The organism is Pseudomonas sp. P110(2024), from assembly GCF_057480795.1.
In genome coordinates, this window is sequence record NZ_JBLIYT010000015.1 from 20,311 (window position 1) to 39,238 (window position 18,928).

At 62.8% G+C, this 18,928-nt stretch carries 15 protein-coding genes; 4 read left to right on the plus strand and 11 right to left on the minus strand.

What is annotated here, in order from left to right; all coding sequences use genetic code 11:
* Positions 1-39: 39 nt before the first annotated feature.
* The 10 genes from AC25ND_RS21935 to mtnA all read right to left on the minus strand — a co-directional run bounded on the left by AC25ND_RS21935 (position 40) and on the right by mtnA (position 14,392).
* A complete protein-coding gene (locus AC25ND_RS21935; protein ID WP_186596674.1) occupies positions 40-1,299 on the minus strand; it encodes a lipopolysaccharide biosynthesis protein in 1,260 nt (419 codons plus the stop codon).
* Between the two features lie 886 nt (positions 1,300-2,185).
* Positions 2,186-2,449, minus strand: a complete 264-nt coding sequence (locus tag AC25ND_RS21940) for a lipopolysaccharide assembly protein LapA domain-containing protein (RefSeq protein ID WP_096048442.1) — start codon at positions 2,447-2,449, stop codon at positions 2,186-2,188.
* A gap of 20 nt (positions 2,450-2,469) precedes the next feature.
* Positions 2,470-2,766: an integration host factor subunit beta gene (gene ihfB, locus AC25ND_RS21945; protein ID WP_062573197.1), complete on the minus strand. Its 297-nt coding sequence runs from the start codon at positions 2,764-2,766 to the stop codon at positions 2,470-2,472.
* A gap of 323 nt (positions 2,767-3,089) precedes the next feature.
* Positions 3,090-4,766: a 30S ribosomal protein S1 gene (rpsA, locus tag AC25ND_RS21950; protein WP_028690822.1), complete on the minus strand. Its 1,677-nt coding sequence runs from the start codon at positions 4,764-4,766 to the stop codon at positions 3,090-3,092.
* A gap of 123 nt (positions 4,767-4,889) precedes the next feature.
* Positions 4,890-5,576 carry a (d)CMP kinase gene (gene cmk, locus AC25ND_RS21955; protein WP_028690823.1) on the minus strand — a complete coding sequence of 229 codons (687 nt, stop codon included), beginning with the start codon at positions 5,574-5,576 and terminating at the stop codon, positions 4,890-4,892.
* On the minus strand, positions 5,573-7,780 hold the full coding sequence (locus AC25ND_RS21960; protein ID WP_236179196.1) for a bifunctional prephenate dehydrogenase/3-phosphoshikimate 1-carboxyvinyltransferase: 2,208 nt from the start codon (positions 7,778-7,780) through the stop codon (positions 5,573-5,575). Before AC25ND_RS21960 ends, cmk begins: the two co-directional genes overlap by 4 nt.
* Positions 7,781-7,991: 211 nt before the next feature.
* Entirely contained in the window at positions 7,992-9,086 is a 1,095-nt protein-coding gene (pheA, locus tag AC25ND_RS21965) for a prephenate dehydratase (protein WP_028690825.1), read from the minus strand.
* The gene (gene serC / locus AC25ND_RS21970; protein ID WP_186596676.1) at positions 9,086-10,171 is read right to left on the minus strand and encodes a 3-phosphoserine/phosphohydroxythreonine transaminase; all 1,086 of its coding nucleotides are present in this window, start codon (positions 10,169-10,171) and stop codon (positions 9,086-9,088) included. Before serC ends, pheA begins: the two co-directional genes overlap by 1 nt.
* 133 nt (positions 10,172-10,304) lie before the next feature.
* Positions 10,305-13,067, minus strand: coding sequence for a DNA gyrase subunit A (gyrA, locus tag AC25ND_RS21975; RefSeq protein WP_062361520.1), 2,763 nt, complete (start codon positions 13,065-13,067; stop codon positions 10,305-10,307).
* A gap of 248 nt (positions 13,068-13,315) precedes the next feature.
* Positions 13,316-14,392 carry an S-methyl-5-thioribose-1-phosphate isomerase gene (mtnA, locus tag AC25ND_RS21980; RefSeq protein ID WP_028690828.1) on the minus strand — a complete coding sequence of 359 codons (1,077 nt, stop codon included), beginning with the start codon at positions 14,390-14,392 and terminating at the stop codon, positions 13,316-13,318.
* Between the two features lie 111 nt (positions 14,393-14,503).
* On the opposite strand from mtnA, the gene AC25ND_RS21985 reads away from it, so the two are divergent.
* The 4 genes from AC25ND_RS21985 to AC25ND_RS22000 all read left to right on the plus strand — a co-directional run bounded on the left by AC25ND_RS21985 (position 14,504) and on the right by AC25ND_RS22000 (position 18,053).
* Entirely contained in the window at positions 14,504-15,829 is a 1,326-nt protein-coding gene (locus AC25ND_RS21985; protein ID WP_486976586.1) for a TRZ/ATZ family hydrolase, read from the plus strand.
* Positions 15,830-15,892: 63 nt separating this feature from the next.
* Entirely contained in the window at positions 15,893-16,591 is a 699-nt protein-coding gene (gene ubiG, locus AC25ND_RS21990; RefSeq protein ID WP_028690830.1) for a bifunctional 2-polyprenyl-6-hydroxyphenol methylase/3-demethylubiquinol 3-O-methyltransferase UbiG, read from the plus strand.
* Between the two features lie 2 nt (positions 16,592-16,593).
* Positions 16,594-17,265 carry an N-acetylmuramic acid 6-phosphate phosphatase MupP gene (gene mupP / locus AC25ND_RS21995; protein ID WP_028690831.1) on the plus strand — a complete coding sequence of 224 codons (672 nt, stop codon included), beginning with the start codon at positions 16,594-16,596 and terminating at the stop codon, positions 17,263-17,265.
* 47 nt (positions 17,266-17,312) lie between these two features.
* Positions 17,313-18,053, plus strand: coding sequence for a YciK family oxidoreductase (locus tag AC25ND_RS22000; protein WP_028690832.1), 741 nt, complete (start codon positions 17,313-17,315; stop codon positions 18,051-18,053).
* Positions 18,054-18,121: 68 nt separating this feature from the next.
* Here the strand turns inward: AC25ND_RS22000 and AC25ND_RS22005 are convergent, their stop codons facing one another.
* Positions 18,122-18,907 (minus strand): iron-containing redox enzyme family protein, encoded by a 786-nt coding sequence (locus tag AC25ND_RS22005; protein ID WP_197866350.1) that lies wholly within the window; start codon positions 18,905-18,907, stop codon positions 18,122-18,124.
* Positions 18,908-18,928: the final 21 nt, after the last annotated feature.

The following is an 18,928-nucleotide window of genomic DNA, read 5'->3' on the forward strand; positions in this document are numbered from 1 at the left end:
AGTAAAGCAAGCACACGATTAAATATTAAATATTTTTTGTCACCGCAGGACTTCGCCCCTGGCGGCCGGGTACCGATAGGCACAGTATTTATAGAGCAGCATGAATACATAAGCCACTCCCCCCCCTACCGGCACCGCATAAAACGCATCCCAGCGGGCTGTCAACCACACCGCCAGAATGAATACCGGAACACTCAACACATGCGCCCCGACAATGGCACGATCTCGCCCCTGCGCATAAAGTGCATAGTGTGGAATATAACTCAGCGCCTGGAAGATCATGGCCAGCAAAAAGACATACAAAATACTTTTCATTCCAGAGTACACATCCCGTTGTAGCAACAACAAGATCCAATCAATGCACAGCAAAACGCCTAGCGCAAACGCCACAGCCAGCACGACGGTCTGAACCAACATCTTCCGCAGGTTACTCCTGAAAAGATCCTCATTTCCGGCACTGTGCGCAGCAACAATAGACGGGTACATAAAGAAGAAAACCCCAGCCTCTAGAAACGACATCATGGCGGCAGAGATCGACATAAAGAATACATAGCCGCCGAGCATTTCACGCCCCTGCAACGACTCGAACCAATACCGATCAACACTGGTAACGAAGTTTAGGGAAATGGTGCCAATAAACATGGGAATAGCAACTCTCAACCCCCGCCGTATCCAACGCCAGTCCACTGCTTCCGACAGGAAGCCGCCCCCTCCCAACGCCTTGACCAAGGCAAAAGCAGACATAATCACTGCCGCAGTCGCGCCCGCTACCCAGGCCATCAGGACATTGCTAAACTGGCGATATTCCGGATCCAACGCCATCAGCACAATCACCACGCAAGCCCACAAACCCTGGCGAACGAACAGCGTAATGCTGGCAACCAACTGCTTTTCAAGCGCAATAAGTAGACGCATCATTTCCTGACAGGCATGCTCCAGCACCACCAGGACAAAGAACCAGGGAGCCATTTGCCATGACAGGAAGTCAAAATAAAAAATCAAGAGCAACAACGGTAAAGCAATAACGTATAGCCAGCCATGCAAGGCCAGTTGATTTTTAAAAACTCGACCCCGGCCTTTTGGCTCGATCCTTATTATTTCACGGGAACTATAAGCATAGAAATCCAGTCCCAATGGATAAGTGGCATAAGCAATAGTAACAACCAAAAGTCCATACAGACCAACATCTTGCGGTGCGAGATACTTTGCCAGAAAAAACAACAAAACAAACTTCCCGACCAGCGTCATGCCGCGGAGGCCCATGTTTAACAATCTGTGAAAATAGTGCGCCAACGTCATAGTAGCTGCTTATTCTGCGGACTGCATTCCGTGCCGTGACTCCAGGGCACCCCCGGCCTCACGACCAGCCGTACCTCGTAAAAACCCACACGCTCATATTCAGGCACCCAGAACCTCATGGATTTCCTCTACAGCCCGAGATCGGCGGCCTTGCACATTCAGTGCTGATAGTGGACTGCAAGCAATCACCGCAATGTGGCACAACAATTACGTGCTACAAAAGGATGACGAGCACCGAAGCCCATCAAGGCGCAGGCAGTGTCGGCCGCTCGTCTTGAATCTTTAATGGGCGCAAACACACCCAAGGCCAGGTCATCGAGGGCAAGCCCACAAGGACGCCCCTTGCCGCACGCGCCGCTACTGAGCGCCATCCCACTGGCGATCATTACCCGACACTTTGATGCTCCAGCTACGCAAACCGGGGATTTTAACAAAATCGGGGGTACGCCACATCATTTAAACACTCAGCATCGATCGACAGCCGCAACGGGTTATCGGGAGCACCCAACGCTCCAGAGAGCACATGAGCGTGCCGCCATCACAGCAGCGCACACCGCACTCAAGCAGAACCAGGCAGCGCCCCACACACTGAAGGCGCATTACATCAACATGATCGAGATAAACATCAATGACGACTAATGCCTGAATGCCGCGATATCAAAACCAGTTGCCGCGACTGTCGCCCTAGCAGCCGCCCTCTGCACCAACCCGCGATCAATCAGCAGGCTGATCGTCGATTACAGGTACAGAGCCGGTGACGCCAAGGACACTAATGCGATGCGAAAGAAATGGATAGGTCATCACACCAAGGCTTTGATTCAGGGAAAGGAGCGCCCTATCAAGCACCCGTCATCCACCAACAACCACGATGCAGGCAGGAAGCTTCTTAATGCTCAACCACGGCACCCTTGCGGGCATTTGCCCGAATCTTGCGCTTGCCGCGCATCAGTCCATAGGCACCCAATAGCGGACCAACCACCAGACCGAGCAGCAGAGCCGCGATCACCAAGACCGCCACCGGTATCGCCGGTGCCGACCAACCAAAAATCACCAGGGAAACAGCCTGTTGGTTCTCCAGCACGAAGAAAAGCACCACTGCTGCCAGCAATAGCACGAACAGCGCAGCCAGCGCGCGCTTGAGGTTACGCATCGAATCGCTCCTTGAATGACTCAACCAGGCTCATGCTCTTCTTCATTAACCCGATCTCGCAGCTCCTTGCCGGGCTTGAAGTGCGGCACGTACTTGCCTTCGAGGCTGACCGACTGGCCGGTCTTGGGATTGCGCCCTACCCGCGGTGCGCGGTAGTGCAGGGAAAAGCTGCCAAAGCCACGGATCTCGATGCGATCCCCGGTCGCCAGGCACTGCGACATCTGCTCAAGCATGGTCTTGATGGCCAGCTCGACGTCCTTGGACGAGAGCAGCCCCTGATGGGTGACAATTCGTTCGATCAGCTCCGACTTCGTCATATTTTTCCCTTCGTTATCAAGCAGCTAGATCATTGCTTAATCAGTTTGTAGCACGCCCCGGCGGATTTGAACAGTGTGGTTCTTGACTAAACAAAAAAAATCAAGATAAGACGCAGCACGGGCAATCCTCACTCCGCACGACCCCAAGCGCACTGAGACGCGACTTTGCGGGCAAGCGGGAAAGCCTACCGCCCACGCATCACGCACACCCGCAGAAATAGCCACAAACCCTGTAGGAACAAGCTTCTTTGGCCCAACCAGGCAAATCGCAGGTACAAAAAAGGGCGACCCGAGGGTCGCCCTTTTTACCGATCAAACAGAACTCAGTTCTGCTTGGCCATTGCTTCGCGCAGCAGCGCAGCCATGGTGGTATCGGCAGCCGCTTCCGGAGCGTTTTTCAGGCTCTGGATGGCTTCGCGCTCTTCAGCGTCGTCCTTCGACTTGATGGACAGGCTGATAACGCGGGACTTGCGGTCGACGCTGATGATCTTGGCTTCGATCTCTTCGCCTTCCTTCAGCACGTTACGGGCGTCTTCAACGCGGTCACGGCTGATTTCGGAAGCCTTCAGAGTAGCTTCGATGTCGTCGGCCAGGGTCACGATAGCGCCCTTGGCGTCAACTTCCTTGACGATACCTTTAACGATAGCGCCCTTGTCGTTGACAGCAACGAAGTTGGAGAACGGATCGTCTTCCAGCTGCTTGATGCCCAGGGAGATGCGCTCGCGCTCTGGATCAACCGACAGGATGACGGTTTCCAGCTCGTCGCCCTTCTTGAAGCGACGCACGGCTTCTTCGCCAGCTTCGTTCCAGGAGATGTCGGACAGGTGAACCAGACCGTCGATGCCGCCGTCCAGACCGATGAAGATACCGAAGTCGGTGATCGACTTGATGGTACCGGTGATCTTGTCACCCTTGTTGAACTGGCCGGAGAAGTCTTCCCATGGGTTCGATTTGCACTGCTTGATACCCAGGGAGATACGACGACGCTCTTCGTCGATGTCCAGAACCATGACTTCCACTTCGTCGCCAACCTGAACGACTTTCGACGGGTGGATGTTCTTGTTGGTCCAGTCCATTTCGGAGACGTGCACCAGGCCTTCAACGCCTTCTTCCAGCTCAGCAAAGCAGCCATAGTCGGTCAGGTTGGTGACGCGAGCCATGACGCGGGTGCTTTCTGGGTAACGGGCTTTGATAGCAACCCATGGGTCTTCGCCCAGTTGCTTCAGACCCAGCGAAACGCGGTTGCGCTCGCGATCGTACTTCAGGACCTTGACGTCGATCTCGTCACCAACGTTGACGATTTCCGACGGGTGCTTGATACGCTTCCAGGCCATGTCGGTGATGTGCAGCAGACCATCGACGCCGCCCAGGTCAACGAACGCACCGTAGTCGGTGAGGTTCTTGACGATACCTTTGACCTGCTGGCCTTCCTGCAGCGATTCCAGCAGAGCTTCGCGCTCGGCGCTGTTTTCGGCTTCCAGGACGCTGCGACGGGAAACGACAACGTTGTTGCGCTTCTGGTCCAGCTTGATGACCTTGAATTCCAGCTCTTTGCCTTCGAGGTGGGTGGTGTCGCGCACTGGGCGGACATCAACCAGGGAGCCCGGCAGGAACGCACGGATGCCGTTAACGTCGACAGTGAAGCCGCCTTTAACCTTACCGTTGATAACGCCCTTGACCACTTCTTCGGCAGCGAAAGCAGCTTCCAGAACAATCCAGCACTCGGCGCGCTTGGCTTTTTCACGGGACAGCTTGGTTTCGCCAAAGCCGTCTTCGACCGCGTCCAGCGCAACGTGAACTTCGTCACCGACCTTGATGGTCAGCTCGCCAGCTTCGTTGATGAACTGCTCGAGCGGGATGACGCCCTCGGACTTCAGGCCAGCGTGAACGGTAACCCAGTCGCCGTCGATGTCGACAACGATACCGGTGATGATGGCACCCGGCTGAAGATTGAGGGTTTTCAGGCTTTCTTCAAAGAGTTCTGCAAAGCTTTCGCTCATTTTAATTCCTGTAGATTCGGGCGAAACAAACGCCCATAGCCACATTCCAGACAATGTGGGTTTCGTTAAGTAAAGAAGAACTGGCAGGACGTTGACTGGTGCCCCTGCCCGCTCTCCTCTCCATCAGGCCAGGTCGCGCAGGGCGAGCTCGCTTCTGATGCGTTGCAGCACCTGCTCGATGGACAACTCCGTGGAATCCAGCTGAATGGCATCGGCCGCCGGCTTAAGCGGGGCCACTGCGCGCTGGGTGTCACGCTCATCGCGCGCACGGATCTCATCTAGCAGACTTGACAGACTAACATCTTCACCCTTGCCCTTCAACTGCAGGTAGCGGCGACGGGCACGCTCCTCGGCGCTGGCGGTGAGGAAGACCTTGAGCGGCGCGTCGGGGAACACCACGGTGCCCATATCGCGACCGTCGGCAATCAAACCCGGCGCCTCGCGGAAGGCGCGCTGACGCTGCAGCAGCGCCTCGCGCACCGCCGGCAGCGAGGCGACCATCGATGCGCCGGCACCGACGGTCTCGGTACGGATGACATGACTGACATCCTCGCCCTCGAGAATGATCTGCTGCAATTTGCCCGGCTCGGCAGCGATGAACTGCACGTCCAGATGGGCGGCCAGGGCCTTGAGCAGCTCTTCGTTGGTCAGGTCGACGCCATGATTGCTGGCATTGAACGCCAGCAGGCGGTACAGGGCGCCGGAATCGAGCAGGCGCCAGCCCAGCTCGCGGGCCAGCAGGCCCGCCACGGTACCCTTGCCCGAGCCGCTCGGCCCGTCGATGGTGATGACCGGTGCTTGCGAATTCACGACTTGCCCTCTTCGGCGACGCGGATTCCGACTTCCTTGCACAGCGCCAGGAAGTTGGGGAACGACGTGGCGACGTTGGCACAGTCATGGATCACGATCGGCGCGCTGGCGCGCAGCGAGGCGATGCTGAAGGCCATGGCGATGCGATGGTCACCGTGGCCGTGCACTTCGCCGCCGCCGATCGGGCCGCCGTCGATGATAATGCCGTCCGGCGTCGGCTCGCACTTCACGCCCAGGGCGATCAGGCCGTCGGCCATCACCTGGATGCGGTCCGACTCCTTGACCCGCAGCTCTTCGGCGCCACGCAGCACCGTGCGCCCTTCGGCGCAGGCAGCGGCGACGAACAGCACCGGGAACTCGTCGATGGCCAGCGGCACCAGGTGCTCGGGAATCTCGATACCCTTGAGCTTGGCGCCGCGCACGCGCAGGTCGGCCACCGGCTCGCCGCCGACTTCACGCTGGTTCTCAAGGGTGATGTCGCCACCCATCAGGCGCAGGATGTCGATCACGCCGGTGCGGGTCGGGTTGATACCGACGTGCTCCAGGACCAGCTCGGAACCTTCAGCGATGGAGGCCGCCACCAGGAAGAATGCCGAGGAGGAAATGTCCGCCGGCACTTCGATGCGGGTAGCGGTGAGCTTGCCACCAGACTGCAGGGAGGCCACCGGGCCGTTCGACTCGACCGCGTAGCCGAAGCCGCGCAGCATGCGCTCGGTGTGGTCACGGGTCGGCGCAGGCTCGGTGACGGTGGTGGTGCCCTCGGCGTACAGGCCGGCCAGCAGCAGGCAGGATTTGACCTGGGCGCTGGCCATCGGCAGCGTGTAGTTCAGCGCCTTGAGCTTATGACCACCACGGATGGTCAGCGGCGGACGGCCTTCAGGGCCGGTCTCGACCACAGCGCCCATTTCGCGCAACGGATTGGCCACGCGGTTCATCGGGCGCTTGGACAGCGAGGCGTCGCCAGTCATGGTGGTGTCGAACGGTTGCGCCGCCAGCAGGCCGGACAACAGGCGCATCGAGGTACCGGAGTTGCCGACATACAGCGGGCCGGGTGGCGGCTTGAGGCCGTGCAGGCCGACGCCATGGATGGTCACGCGTCCGTGGTGCGGACCTTCGATGACCACGCCCATGTCACGGAAGGCCTGCAAGGTGGCCAGGGCGTCCTCGCCCTCGAGGAAACCTTCCACCTCGGTGGTGCCTTCGGCCAGCGAGCCGAGCATGATCGAGCGGTGGGAAATCGACTTGTCGCCAGGTACGCGGATCCGTCCGGACACGCGGCCACCCGGTTGGGCCAGGAAAATCAGATCGTTGGCGTTCATAGCGTCCACATAGGCCCGGCGGGCCAGGATTTTACTGAAATGCTCGCGGGCAACCCGGGCGCGGGTGAACACACCCAGCAGTTGGTGCCCGTCCCCAGCATCGACCGCGTCGCGCAAGGCGTCGAGGTCGCTGCGAAATGTATCGAGAGTGCGCAGGACCGCCTCGCGGTTGGCGAGGAAGATGTCGTGCCACATGATCGGGTCGCTACCAGCGATTCTCGTGAAATCGCGAAAGCCCCCCGCAGCGTACCGGAAGATCTCCAGGTTTTCATTGCGCTTGGCCAGCGAATCGACCAGGCCGAAGGCCAGCAGGTGCGGCAGGTGGCTGGTGGCGGCCAGGACTTCGTCATGGCGCTCCACCGGCATGTGCTCGACATCTGCGTCCAGCGCGCGCCAGAGGCGGTCGACCAAGGCCAGCGCCTGCGGGTCGGTGTCCACCAGCGGCGTGAGGATCACCTTGTGGCGACGGAACAACGCGGCATTGGAGGCCTCAACGCCGCTTTGCTCGGAGCCGGCGATCGGGTGCCCGGGCACGAAGCGCGGCAAGCGCTCGGCGAACGCTTCGCGCGCTGCACGCACGACGTTGCCCTTGGCGCTGCCCACGTCGGTGATCACCGCGTCACCCAGGTCGAGCTGGGCCAGCCGGGCCAGGACTTTCTCCATGGCCAGGATCGGTACCGCCAGCTGGATGACATCGGCGCCGACACAAGCGACGGCCAGGTCCGCCTCGCAACGGTCGACCACGCCCAGCGCCACGGCCTGCTTGCGCGACTCGGCATCCAGGTCGACGCCGACCACCTCGCGGCACAGGCCGCTTTCACGCAAGCCCTTGGCGAACGAGCCGCCGATCAGGCCGAGGCCGACCACGACCAAGCGGCCGACAATCGGTGCGGATTTGTTTGTTACAGCATCAACCACGAGTACGAACCCTGTTCAGAAATCTAGGCAATCTGCGAGACCCACTGGGGCTGCGTTGCAGCCCATCGCGACGCAAGGCCGTTCCCACAGGACTCAGTACAGCTTCAAGGCCTGCACAATACCTGTGGAAGCGGCCTTGTGTCGCGATGGGGCGCGAAGCGGCCCCGGCAATCTCAAATCAAAGCACCGCCTTCGGATACGAACCCAGCACCTTCAGCGCCACAGCCTCCTGGCTGATCTGCTCCAGCACCGCCTTGATCAGCGGATCGCGGTGATGGCCGACGAAGTCGATGAAGAACACGTAGGTCCACTTGCCGCTGCGCGACGGACGGGTCTCGATGCGCGTCAGGTCGATGCCGTTCTCGTGGAACGGCACCAGCAGCTCATGCAGCGCGCCCGGCTTGTTGCTCATGGAAACGATGATCGAGGTCTTGTCGTCGCCGGTCGGCGGTACTTCCTGGCTGCCGATCATGAGGAAGCGCGTGGAGTTGTCCGGGCGGTCCTCGATCTTCTCGGCCAGGCGGGTCAGCCCGTACAGGTTGGCCGCCATGTCGCCAGCGATCGCCGCCGAGTTCCACTCGCCCTTGACCCGCTTGGCCGCCTCGGCGTTGCTGGAGACAGCCACGCGCTCGACGTTCGGGTAATGGGCGTCCAGCCACTTGCGGCACTGGGCCAGCGACTGGGCATGGGAGTAGATGCGGGTGATGCTGTCGGTCTTGGTGTTCTCGCCCACCAGCAGGTGGTGGTGGATACGCAGCTCCACCTCGCCGCAGATCACCATGTCGTGCTCGAGGAAGCTGTCCAGCGTATGGCTGACCGCGCCTTCGGTGGAGTTTTCCACCGGCACCACGCCAAAGTTGACGGCACCGGCCGCCACTTCGCGGAACACCTCGTCGATGGCCGCCATCGGGCGGCTGACCACGGCGTGACCGAAGTGCTTCATGGCGGCCGCCTGGGTGAAGGTGCCTTCCGGGCCGAGGTAGGCGACTTTCAGCGGCTCTTCCAGGGCCAGGCAGGAGGACATGATCTCGCGGAACAGCCGCGCCATCTCTTCGTTGTCCAGCGGCCCCTTGTTGCGCTCCATGACACGCTTGAGCACCGCGGCTTCACGCTCGGGGCGATAGAACACCGGCGCCTCGCCTTCGGCCAGCGACGCGGTCTTGACCTTGGCCACTTCCTGGGCGCAACGGGCGCGCTCGCTGATCAGCTCGAGGATCTTCTCGTCGAGGCTGTCGATGCGCACGCGCAGGGCCTTGAGTTCCTGGTCGGACATCAGCCGTGCTCCTTCTCGAATTCAGCCATGTACTGCACCAGCGCCTCGACGGCCTCCAGGCCCAAGGCGTTGTAGATCGAGGCGCGCATGCCGCCCACCGAACGGTGCCCCTTGAGGTTCAGCAGGCCACGGGCGTCGGCGCCAGCCAGGAAGGCCTTGTCCAGGCGCTCGTCGGCCAGGCGGAACGGCACGTTCATCCACGAACGGGCGTTGTGGCTGATCGGATTGGTGTAGAACTCGCTGCCGTCGATGAAGCCGTACAGGCGGTCCTTCTTGGCGCGGTTGCGCTGCTCCATGGCCTCGACGCCACCCTGCTCCTTGAGCCACTCGAACACCAGGCCCGAGAGGTACCAGGAATAGGTGGCCGGGGTGTTGTACATCGAGCCGTTGTCGGCCGCGATCTTGTAGTCGAGCATGGTCGGGCAGCTGCTGCGGGCGTGGCCCAGCAGGTCTTCACGGACGATCACCACCACCAGGCCGCTGGGGCCGATGTTCTTCTGCGCGCCGGCGTAGATCAGGCCGAACTGCGACACGTCGGTCGGGCGCGAGAGGATGTCGGAGGACATGTCGACCACCAGCGGGACGTCGCCAGTCTCGGGCACCCAGTCGAACTGCAGGCCGCCGATGGTCTCGTTGGACGCATAGTGAACGTATGCCGCGTTCTTGGTCAGTTTCCACTCGTTCTGGCCTGGGATGGCCAGGTAGTCGTAGGGCTTGGCGCTGGCGGCGATGTTGACGTTGCCGAAACGACGCGCTTCCTCGATGGCCTTCTTCGACCAGATGCCGGTCTCGACGTAGTCGGCGGTGCCATTCTCCGGCAGCAGGTTCAGAGGAATCTCGGCGAACTGCTGGCTGGCGCCGCCCTGCAGGAACAGCACCTTGTAGTTGGAGGGGACGGACAGCAGGTCGCGCAGGTCCTGCTCGGCCTTTTCGGCAATGGCCACGTAGTCGTCGCTGCGATGGCTCATTTCCATTACCGACAGGCCCTTGCCGCGCCAGTCCAGCATCTCGGCCTGGGCACGCTGCAGGACAGCATCGGGAAGCGCGGCGGGGCCGGCGCAGAAGTTAAAGGCTCGTTTGCTCACATCCACTCTCGCTCTGCCAAATAGAACAAATCGTCACTCACAGACCCCGCCAACCCCTGCAGGAGCGAGCGTTGCCTGTTCCAATCAGTCAAACGGGGCGACCTTGGTCGCCCCGTTCGGGTTGTTGCTTCGGTTATTCCTGAGGTGCCTCTTCGGCGCCTGCGGTGTCCTCGCCCACTGCATCGAGCGGGGCGCCCTCCTCGTCCGTCTCGACCAGGTCGTCGAGTTCTTCCTCGGATGGCTCCTGGACACGCTCCAGGCCCACCAGTGTTTCGTCCGTGGCCAGCTTGATCAGCGTAACACCCTGGGTGTTACGGCTCAGGCTGGACACTTCGCCGACCCGCGTGCGCACCAGGGTACCCTGGTCGGAAATCAGCATGATCTCCTCGCCTTCCTGCACCTGGATGGCGCCGATCAGCAGGCCGTTGCGCCCCTTGGTGCCCATGGCGATCACGCCCTGGCCGCCACGACCGCGACGCGGGAACTTGGACAGCGGGGTGCGCTTGCCGAAGCCACGCTCGGAGGCAGTGAGGATTTGCGCGCCGGACTCGGGGATCAGCATGGAGATGATCTGCTGGCCCTTGCCCAGTTTCATGCCGCGCACGCCACGGGCATTACGACCCATCTCGCGCACCACGCTCTCGGCGAAGCGGATCACCTTGCCGGCGTCGGAGAACATCATGACTTCCTTGGCGCCATCGGTAATGGCTGCGGCGATCAGGGTGTCGCCTTCCTTGAGCTTCAGGGCGATCAAGCCGTTGGAGCGCGGACGGGCGAACTGCACCAGCGGGGTCTTCTTGACGGTACCGGAGGCGGTGGCCATGAAGATGTAGGCGCCGGTCGGTTCGGCGGCCCACTCTGGGGTGTCGCCGTCTTCCTCGTCGATCTCTTCGGCCTCAACCAGCTCGCCTTCAATCACGCTGTCATCGCTGTCTTCCAGCTCTTCCTCAGGGTCTGCGTGCTGCTGCAGCGCTTCCAGGTCGATCTGCAGCATGGCGGTGATGCGCTCACCCTCCTCCAGCGGCAGCAGGTTGACCAGCGGACGACCGCGGGCGGCGCGGGAGGCCTCGGGGATTTCGTAGGTCTTCTTCCAGTACACCTTGCCCTTGCTGGAGAACAGCAGCAGGGTGGCGTGGCTGTTGGCGACCAGCAGGTGCTCGATGTAGTCCTCGTCCTTGACGCCGGTGGCCGACTTGCCCTTGCCGCCGCGGCGCTGGGCCTGGTAGGCGGACAATGGCTGGGTCTTGGCGTAACCACCGTGGGAGATGGTCACCACGCGCTCTTCTTCCGGGATCATGTCACCGTAGTTGAGGTCGTGGCTGGCGTTGAGGATCTCGGTGCGTCGGGCATCACCGTACTCGGCGCGGATCGCTTCGAGTTCTTCGCGGATCACTTCCATCAGGCGCTCGGCGCTGCTGAGGATGCGGATCAGCTCGCCGATCTGCTCGAGGATCTCCTGGTACTCGGCCAGCAGCTTCTCGTGCTCCAGGCCGGTCAGGCGGTGCAGGCGCAGCTCGAGGATGGCCTGGGCCTGCTCCGGCGACAGGTAGTACTTGCCTTCACGCAGACCGTACTGCTCCGGCAGGTCTTCCGGACGGCAGGACTCGGCGCCGGCGCGCTCGACCATGACCTGCACCGCGCTGGACTCCCAGGCGGTGCTGATCAGCGCTTCCTTGGCTTCGGACGGGGTCGGCGAGGCCTTGATCAGGGCGATGACCGGGTCGATGTTGGACAGCGCGACCGCCTGGCCTTCAAGGATGTGGCCACGCTCGCGGGCCTTGCGCAGCTCGAACACGGTGCGGCGGGTGACCACTTCGCGACGGTGGCGAACGAACGCCTCGAGCAGGTCCTTGAGGTTCAGCAGGCGCGGGCGACCGTCGATCAGGGCGACGATGTTGATGCCGAACACGCTCTGCAGCTGGGTCTGCTGGTAGAGGTTGTTGAGCACCACTTCCGGCACCTCGCCGCGACGCAGCTCGATGACGATGCGCATGCCATCCTTGTCGGACTCGTCGCGCAGCTCGGTGATGCCTTCGATCTTCTTCTCTTTGACCAGCTCGGCGATCTTCTCGATCAGACGCGCCTTGTTCAGCTGGTACGGCAGCTCGGTGACGACGATCTGCTGGCGACCACCGACCTTGTCGATGTCCTCGATCTCGGAACGGGCGCGCATATAGATGCGGCCACGGCCGGTGCGATAGGCCTCGATGATGCCCTGGCGGCCGTTGATCAGGCCGGCGGTAGGGAAGTCCGGACCCGGGATGAACTGCATCAGTTCATCGACCGTGATGTCGGAGTTGTCGATCAGCGCCAGGCAGCCATCGATCACTTCGCCGAGGTTGTGCGGCGGGATGTTGGTGGCCATGCCCACGGCGATACCGCTGGAACCGTTGACCAGCAGGTTGGGGATCTTGGTCGGCATGACCGCCGGGATCTGCTCGGTACCGTCGTAGTTGGGCACCCAGTCGACGGTTTCCTTGTGCAGGTCGGCCAGCAGCTCGTGGGCCAGCTTGGCCATGCGCACTTCGGTGTATCGCATGGCCGCGGCGTTGTCACCGTCCACCGAACCGAAGTTGCCCTGGCCATCGACCAGCAAGTAGCGCAGCGAGAAGGGCTGGGCCATGCGCACGATGGTGTCGTACACAGCGGTGTCGCCGTGCGGGTGGTACTTACCGATCACGTCACCGACCACACGGGCGGATTTCTTGTACGGCTTGTTCCAGTCGTTGCCCAGTTCGCTCATCGCATACAGAACGCGGCGATGCACGGGCTTCAAGCCGTCACGCGCATCGGGCAGCGCTCGCCCGACAATAACGCTCATCGCGTAGTCGAGGTAAGACTGTCTCAGTTCGTCTTCGATATTGACCGGGAGGATTTCTTTGGCCAGTTCGCCCATGAGAAGCCTGATTCCTTTTTCTGGTGAAACTTCGCCTGATCCCTCGAAGGACGAACGAAGCTCGCCGCCGCAGCGCATATGGGGTGCGACGACTTACGACAAATCAATGAGTTGTGACATGGATCTGCGCAATGAAGGCCGCCGCAAAGAGCGGCCTTGGAAACTGCCGGATGGTATCACAAACACGGGACGCATGGGAGATATGGCAGGTTGCCTTGAAGCGCCATCCAAACGGGTGAAAAAACACCTCAATGCAGGCGTTTGCGGCACATCAACTGGGCGATTTTCGCCGTATCCGGACGCTCGACCACCCCCCTCTCGGTGACGATCACGTCGATCAGGTCCGCCGGGGTGACATCCACCACCGGGTTGTAGGCCTCGACATCGGCCGTCACCTGGATGCCCGCGACTTCCAGCAACTCTTCTTCGCCACGGGTCTCCAGCGGAATGTCCTCGCCGGTGGCCAGGTTCAGGTCGACGCTGGTGCTCGGCGCCACCACCATGAAGCGCAGGCCGTGGTGCATGGCGGTCACCGCCATCTGGTAGGTGCCGATCTTCGCCGCCACGTCGCCATTGGCGGCGATACAGTCGGCACCAACCACCACCCAGGTGATGCCCTTGGTCTTCATCAGGTGTCCCATGGCCGCGTCGGCGACCACGGTCACCGGCACACCATCGGCGGCCAGCTCCCAGGCGGTCAGGCGCGAGCCCTGCAACCAGGGCCGCGACTCGCAGGCATAGACCTGCTCAACCATGCCTTCCAGGGTGGCAGCGCGGATCACCCCCAAGGCGGTGCCGAAGCCGCCGGTGGCCAAGGCCCCGGCGTTGCCATGGGTGAGCAGAGCCTGTTCGCTGCCCTGGTGGCGACGAATCTGCTCGACGCCGAACTGGGCCATGGTCAGGTTGGCCTCGCGATCGCTTTCATGGATGGCCACCGCCTCGGCCTCCATCACCGCCAGCACATCCTCCCCTGAACGCAGGCGCTGCAGGCGTTCACGCATGCGGTTGAGCGCCCAGAACAGGTTGGCCGGGGTCGGGCGCGCCTCGCCCAGCAGCATGAAGTCCTCCTCGAGGGACTCCTCCCAGCCGTCACCCTCGGCCAATCGCTGGCGCAAAGCCAGCACCAGGCCATAGGCGGCGCAGATTCCGATCGCCGGGGCGCCGCGTACAGCCATGTCGCTGATTGCCTCGGCCACCTCGTACGCCTGCGTGCAGGCCAGCCAGCACTGCTCCAGCGGCAGCAGGCGCTGGTCGAGCAGGTGCAACACGCCGTCGCGCCATTCGATGCCCGTCACCGTCTCCGCCGCCATCAGTTGCTCGCGCATCGCCTCTCCCCGTCGCCCTGACATCAAAAGCCGGCGATTATAGCGACCCTCAGCCGCGGACGCTCGGGTATACTGCGCGTTTAGCCGAACCAACCCAGGTATATGCCGCGCATGCCCACCGCCATCCCTCTCCTCGACCTGCTGCTTGTGCCGGACTGGCTGGTCCCCGTGGAGCCGGCCGGCGTGGTGCTCGAAGGCCATGCACTGGGTGTGCTGGACGGCCAGATCGCCTGGCTCGGCCCCCGCGAACGGGCACCCCGGGCCCGGGAAGTGCGCGAACTGCCCGACTGCGTGCTGACGCCCGGGCTGGTCAACGCCCATGGTCACGCCGCCATGGCCCTGTTCCGTGGCCTGGCCGATGACCTGCCGCTGATGACCTGGCTGCAGGAGCATATCTGGCCGGCCGAGGGCCGCTGGGTGGACGAAAACTTCGTGCGTGACGGCACCGACCTTGCCATCGCCGAGCAGCTCAAGGGCGGCATCACCTGCTTTGCCGACATGTACTTCTTCCCCCGCGAAGCCTGCGACCGCGTGCACCAGAGCGGTATCCGCGCGCAGATCGCCGTGCCGCTGCTGGACTTCCCGATCCCCGGCGCGCGCACCCCGGACGAGGGCCTGCACCTGGCCATCGAGCTGTTCGGCGACCTGCGCCACCACCCGCGCATTACCGTCGCCCTTGGCCCGCACGCGCCGTACACGGTCAGCGATGCGAACCTTGAGAAGATCCGGGTAATCGCCGACCAGCTCGACGCACCGCTGCACATGCATATCCACGAGACCGCCGGCGAAGTCGAGCAGGCGCTCAAGGACAGCGGCGAGCGCCCACTGGCCCGCCTCGCCCGCCTGGGCCTGCTGGGGCCGAACCTGCAGGCGGTGCACATGACCCAGGTCAGCGACGAGGATCTGGCCCTGCTGGTAGAAAGCAACACCAGCGTGGTTCACTGCCCCGAGTCCAACCTCAAGCTGGCCAGCGGCTTCTGCCCGGTGGAGCGCCTGTGGCAGGCCGGAGTGAACGTGGCGGTGGGCACCGACGGCGCCGCCAGCAACAATGACCTCGACCTGCTCGGCGAAACCCGTACCGCCGCGCTGCTGGCCAAGGCCGTCGCCGGCTCGGCCACCGCCCTGGACGCCCATCGGGCGCTGCGCATGGCCACGCTCAACGGCGCCCGGGCGCTGGGCCTGGAGGCGACGACCGGCTCGCTCGAGGTAGGCAAGGCCGCCGACCTGGTCGCCTTCGACCTGTCGGGGCTGGCGCAGCAGCCGGTGCACGACCCGGTCTCGCAATTGATCTACGCCACCGGCCGCGATTGCGTGAAGGACGTCTGGGTCGCCGGCCACGCCCTGGTGCTGGACCGCCGCCTGACGCGGATGGACGAGCGGGCCCTGGCCGCCAATGCCCGCGCCTGGGGAGCCCGCATCGGCGGGCGCAACGAATAACCGGGCGCCAGCCACGGCTGGCGCCCCGTGACACTTTCATAGAAGCTTCAGAGGACTGTTCAGATGAGCAACGTCGACCACGCCGAAATCGCCAAGTTCGAAGCCCTGGCTCACCGCTGGTGGGACCGCGAGAGCGAATTCAAGCCACTGCACGACATCAACCCACTGCGGGTCAACTGGATCGACGAGCGCGTCGCCCTTGCCGGCAAGAAGGTGCTGGACGTCGGCTGCGGCGGCGGCATCCTCAGCGAGGCGATGGCCCAGCGCGGCGCCACCGTGACCGGTATCGACATGGGCGAGGCGCCACTGGCGGTGGCCCAACTGCATCAGCTGGAGTCCGGCGTGGCGGTGGAGTACCGGCAGATCACCGCCGAGGCCCTGGCCGAAGAGATGCCCGAGCAGTTCGACGTGGTCACCTGCCTGGAGATGCTCGAGCACGTGCCCGACCCTTCGTCGGTGATCCGTGCCTGCTACCGCATGGTCAAGCCGGGCGGCCAGGTGTTCTTCTCGACCATCAACCGCAACCCCAAGGCCTACCTGCTGGCAATCATCGGCGCCGAGTACATCCTCAAGATGCTGCCGCGCGGCACCCATGACTTCAAGAAATTCATCCGCCCCTCCGAGCTGGGCGCCTGGAGCCGCGCCGCGGGCCTCGAGGTCAAGGACATCATCGGCCTGACCTACAACCCGCTGACCAAGCACTACAAGCTCAGCAACGACGTCGACGTCAACTACATGATCCAGACCCTGCGCGAGGAATGAGCATGCGCCTGCGAGCAGTACTCTTCGACATGGACGGCACCCTGCTGGACACGGCGCCGGACTTCATCGCCATCTGCCAGGCGATGCTCGCCGACCGCGGCATGCCGGCCATCGACGACGAACGCATCCGCGAGGTGATCTCCGGCGGCGCCCGCGCCATGGTCGCCGCAACCTTCGCCATGGACCCCGAGGCCGACGGCTTCGAGGCCCTGCGCCTGGAATTCCTCGAGCGCTACCAGCGCGACTGCGCGGTGCACAGCAAGCTGTTCGACGGCATGCCGGAGCTGCTGGCCGACATCGAGAAAGGCAACCTGCTGTGGGGCGTGGTCACCAACAAGCCGGTGCGCTTCGCCGAACCGATCATGCAGCGCCTGGGCCTGGCAGAGCGCTCGGCCCTACTGATCTGCCCAGACCACGTGAAGAACAGCAAGCCCGACCCCGAACCGTTGATCCTGGCGTGCAAGACCCTGGACCTGGACCCGGCCAGCGTGCTGTTCGTCGGCGATGACCTGCGTGACATCGAGTCTGGCCGCGACGCCGGCACCCGCACCGCAGCGGTGCGCTATGGCTATATTCATCCAGAGGACAACCCCAACAACTGGGGCGCTGACGTGGTGGTGGACCACCCGCTGGAACTGCGCAAGGTGATCGACAGCGCGCTGTGCGGCTGCTGAACCTTCGCGCAGCCCCCATTGATCGCAACCGATTTAAGGACAGACCGATGTTCGACTACACCGCCCGCCCCGACCTGCTCAAGGACCGGATCATCCTGGTCACCGGCGCCGGTCGCGGCATCGGCGCCGCCGCCGCCAAGGCCTACGCCGCCCTGGGCGCCACCGTGTTGCTGCTGGGCAAGACCGAGTCCAACCTCAACGAGGTCTACGACCAGATCGAGGCCGCTGGCCATCCGCAGCCGGTGGTGATCCCGTTCAACCTGGAAACCGCCCTGGCGCACCAGTACGACGAACTGGCGGCGATGATCGAGGAGCAGTTCGGTCGCCTCGACGGCCTGCTCAACAACGCCTCGATCATCGGCCCGCGCACGCCGCTGGAGCAGCTCTCGGGCGATAACTTCATGCGCGTGATGCACATTAACGTCAACGCCACCTTCATGCTCACCAGCACCCTGCTGCCGCTGCTGAAACTGTCCGAGGACGCCTCGGTGGTGTTCACCTCCAGCAGCGTCGGGCGCAAGGGCCGGGCCTACTGGGGTGCCTACGGGGTGTCGAAGTTCGCCACCGAGGGACTGATGCAGACCTTGGCCGACGAGCTGGAAGGCGTGGCGCCGGTACGCTCGAACAGCATCAACCCGGGCGCCACGCGCACGGCGATGCGCGCCCAGGCCTACCCAAGCGAGAACCCGCAGAACAACCCGCTGCCCGAGGACATCATGCCGGTGTACCTGTACCTGATGGGGCCGGACAGCAAGGATGTGAACGGACAAGCGCTGAACGCGCAGTAAGGCCCACTTCGCCGGCAAGCCAGCTCCTACGGAATCGACTGTAGGAGCCGGGTTGCCGGCGAACTGTTTCAGCCCGCCACCAATGCCGGGCGCAGACGCCCCTGCTGACGCCCCTCGAGCTGCATGCAACGCTCCAAAAACAGGAACATGCAGTCATAGCTCTTGCAGATCGCCCGACGCAGTTCGGTGCGCAACCCCAACGTGGGGTTCTCGCCGGCCAGGGTGCAGATGATCTCAAGCGCTTCCCAAGGGTGCGCATCATCGTACTGCGCATGCATCTTCAGCCACTTCATCGCGCGCTTGCGGGTGTCCTCGGGGAACCCTTGGGCATAGGTGTCCTCAGCGCACACCACCGCCGACCACTCGCCGGTGGCACCTTCGATGGCGTAGTTGGTGGCCGCCATGGCGATAGCCAACGACTCGGTGGCGCATACCCGCCAGCACCAGTCGTTGAGGCCGTTGAGCTCAGGCGGCACTTCCTGGGACTGCAATTCATGCAGATGGATACCGTGTGCCTGGCACCAGTTCACCCAGTAGTCGGCATGGTTGAGCTCGACCCGGATGTTGCGCATCAGCCAGCGGCGCGCCATGTCTTCGCCAGGGTGCCGGGCGTAGCGGGTCTTGGTGAGGTTGTGGGCCATGTAGAGAGAAAACTGCTCGACCACCGGCCAGCCACCGATCAAGTACTGGCGGATGGTCGACTGCTTGAGCTGGCCATCGCGCAGTCGCTGGTAGAACTCATGCTCCACCACCCGGCGCTTGCTTTCGCGGCAATCCTCTATCAGTTGTTGAGCCCACTGCGGATAACTGGCCGGATCCATCAATGGTCCGATCCTTACGAACGCGTCGATCACTGTCAGCTCCTTGATTCCCTG

Coding starts and splice junctions, on each gene's coding strand:
- ubiG (WP_028690830.1), top strand. CDS start 15,893: ATGAGCAACGTCGACCACGCCGAAATCGCCAAGTTCGAAGCCCTGGCT.
- AC25ND_RS21985 (WP_486976586.1), top strand. CDS start 14,504: ATGCCCACCGCCATCCCTCTCCTCGACCTGCTGCTTGTGCCGGACTGG.
- AC25ND_RS21940 (WP_096048442.1), bottom strand. CDS start 2,449: ATGCGTAACCTCAAGCGCGCGCTGGCTGCGCTGTTCGTGCTATTGCTG.
- AC25ND_RS22000 (WP_028690832.1), top strand. CDS start 17,313: ATGTTCGACTACACCGCCCGCCCCGACCTGCTCAAGGACCGGATCATC.
- mtnA (WP_028690828.1), bottom strand. CDS start 14,392: ATGCGCGAGCAACTGATGGCGGCGGAGACGGTGACGGGCATCGAATGG.
- mupP (WP_028690831.1), top strand. CDS start 16,594: ATGCGCCTGCGAGCAGTACTCTTCGACATGGACGGCACCCTGCTGGAC.
- AC25ND_RS21935 (WP_186596674.1), bottom strand. CDS start 1,299: ATGACGTTGGCGCACTATTTTCACAGATTGTTAAACATGGGCCTCCGC.
- ihfB (WP_062573197.1), bottom strand. CDS start 2,766: ATGACGAAGTCGGAGCTGATCGAACGAATTGTCACCCATCAGGGGCTG.
- pheA (WP_028690825.1), bottom strand. CDS start 9,086: ATGTCCGACCAGGAACTCAAGGCCCTGCGCGTGCGCATCGACAGCCTC.
- gyrA (WP_062361520.1), bottom strand. CDS start 13,067: ATGGGCGAACTGGCCAAAGAAATCCTCCCGGTCAATATCGAAGACGAA.
- rpsA (WP_028690822.1), bottom strand. CDS start 4,766: ATGAGCGAAAGCTTTGCAGAACTCTTTGAAGAAAGCCTGAAAACCCTC.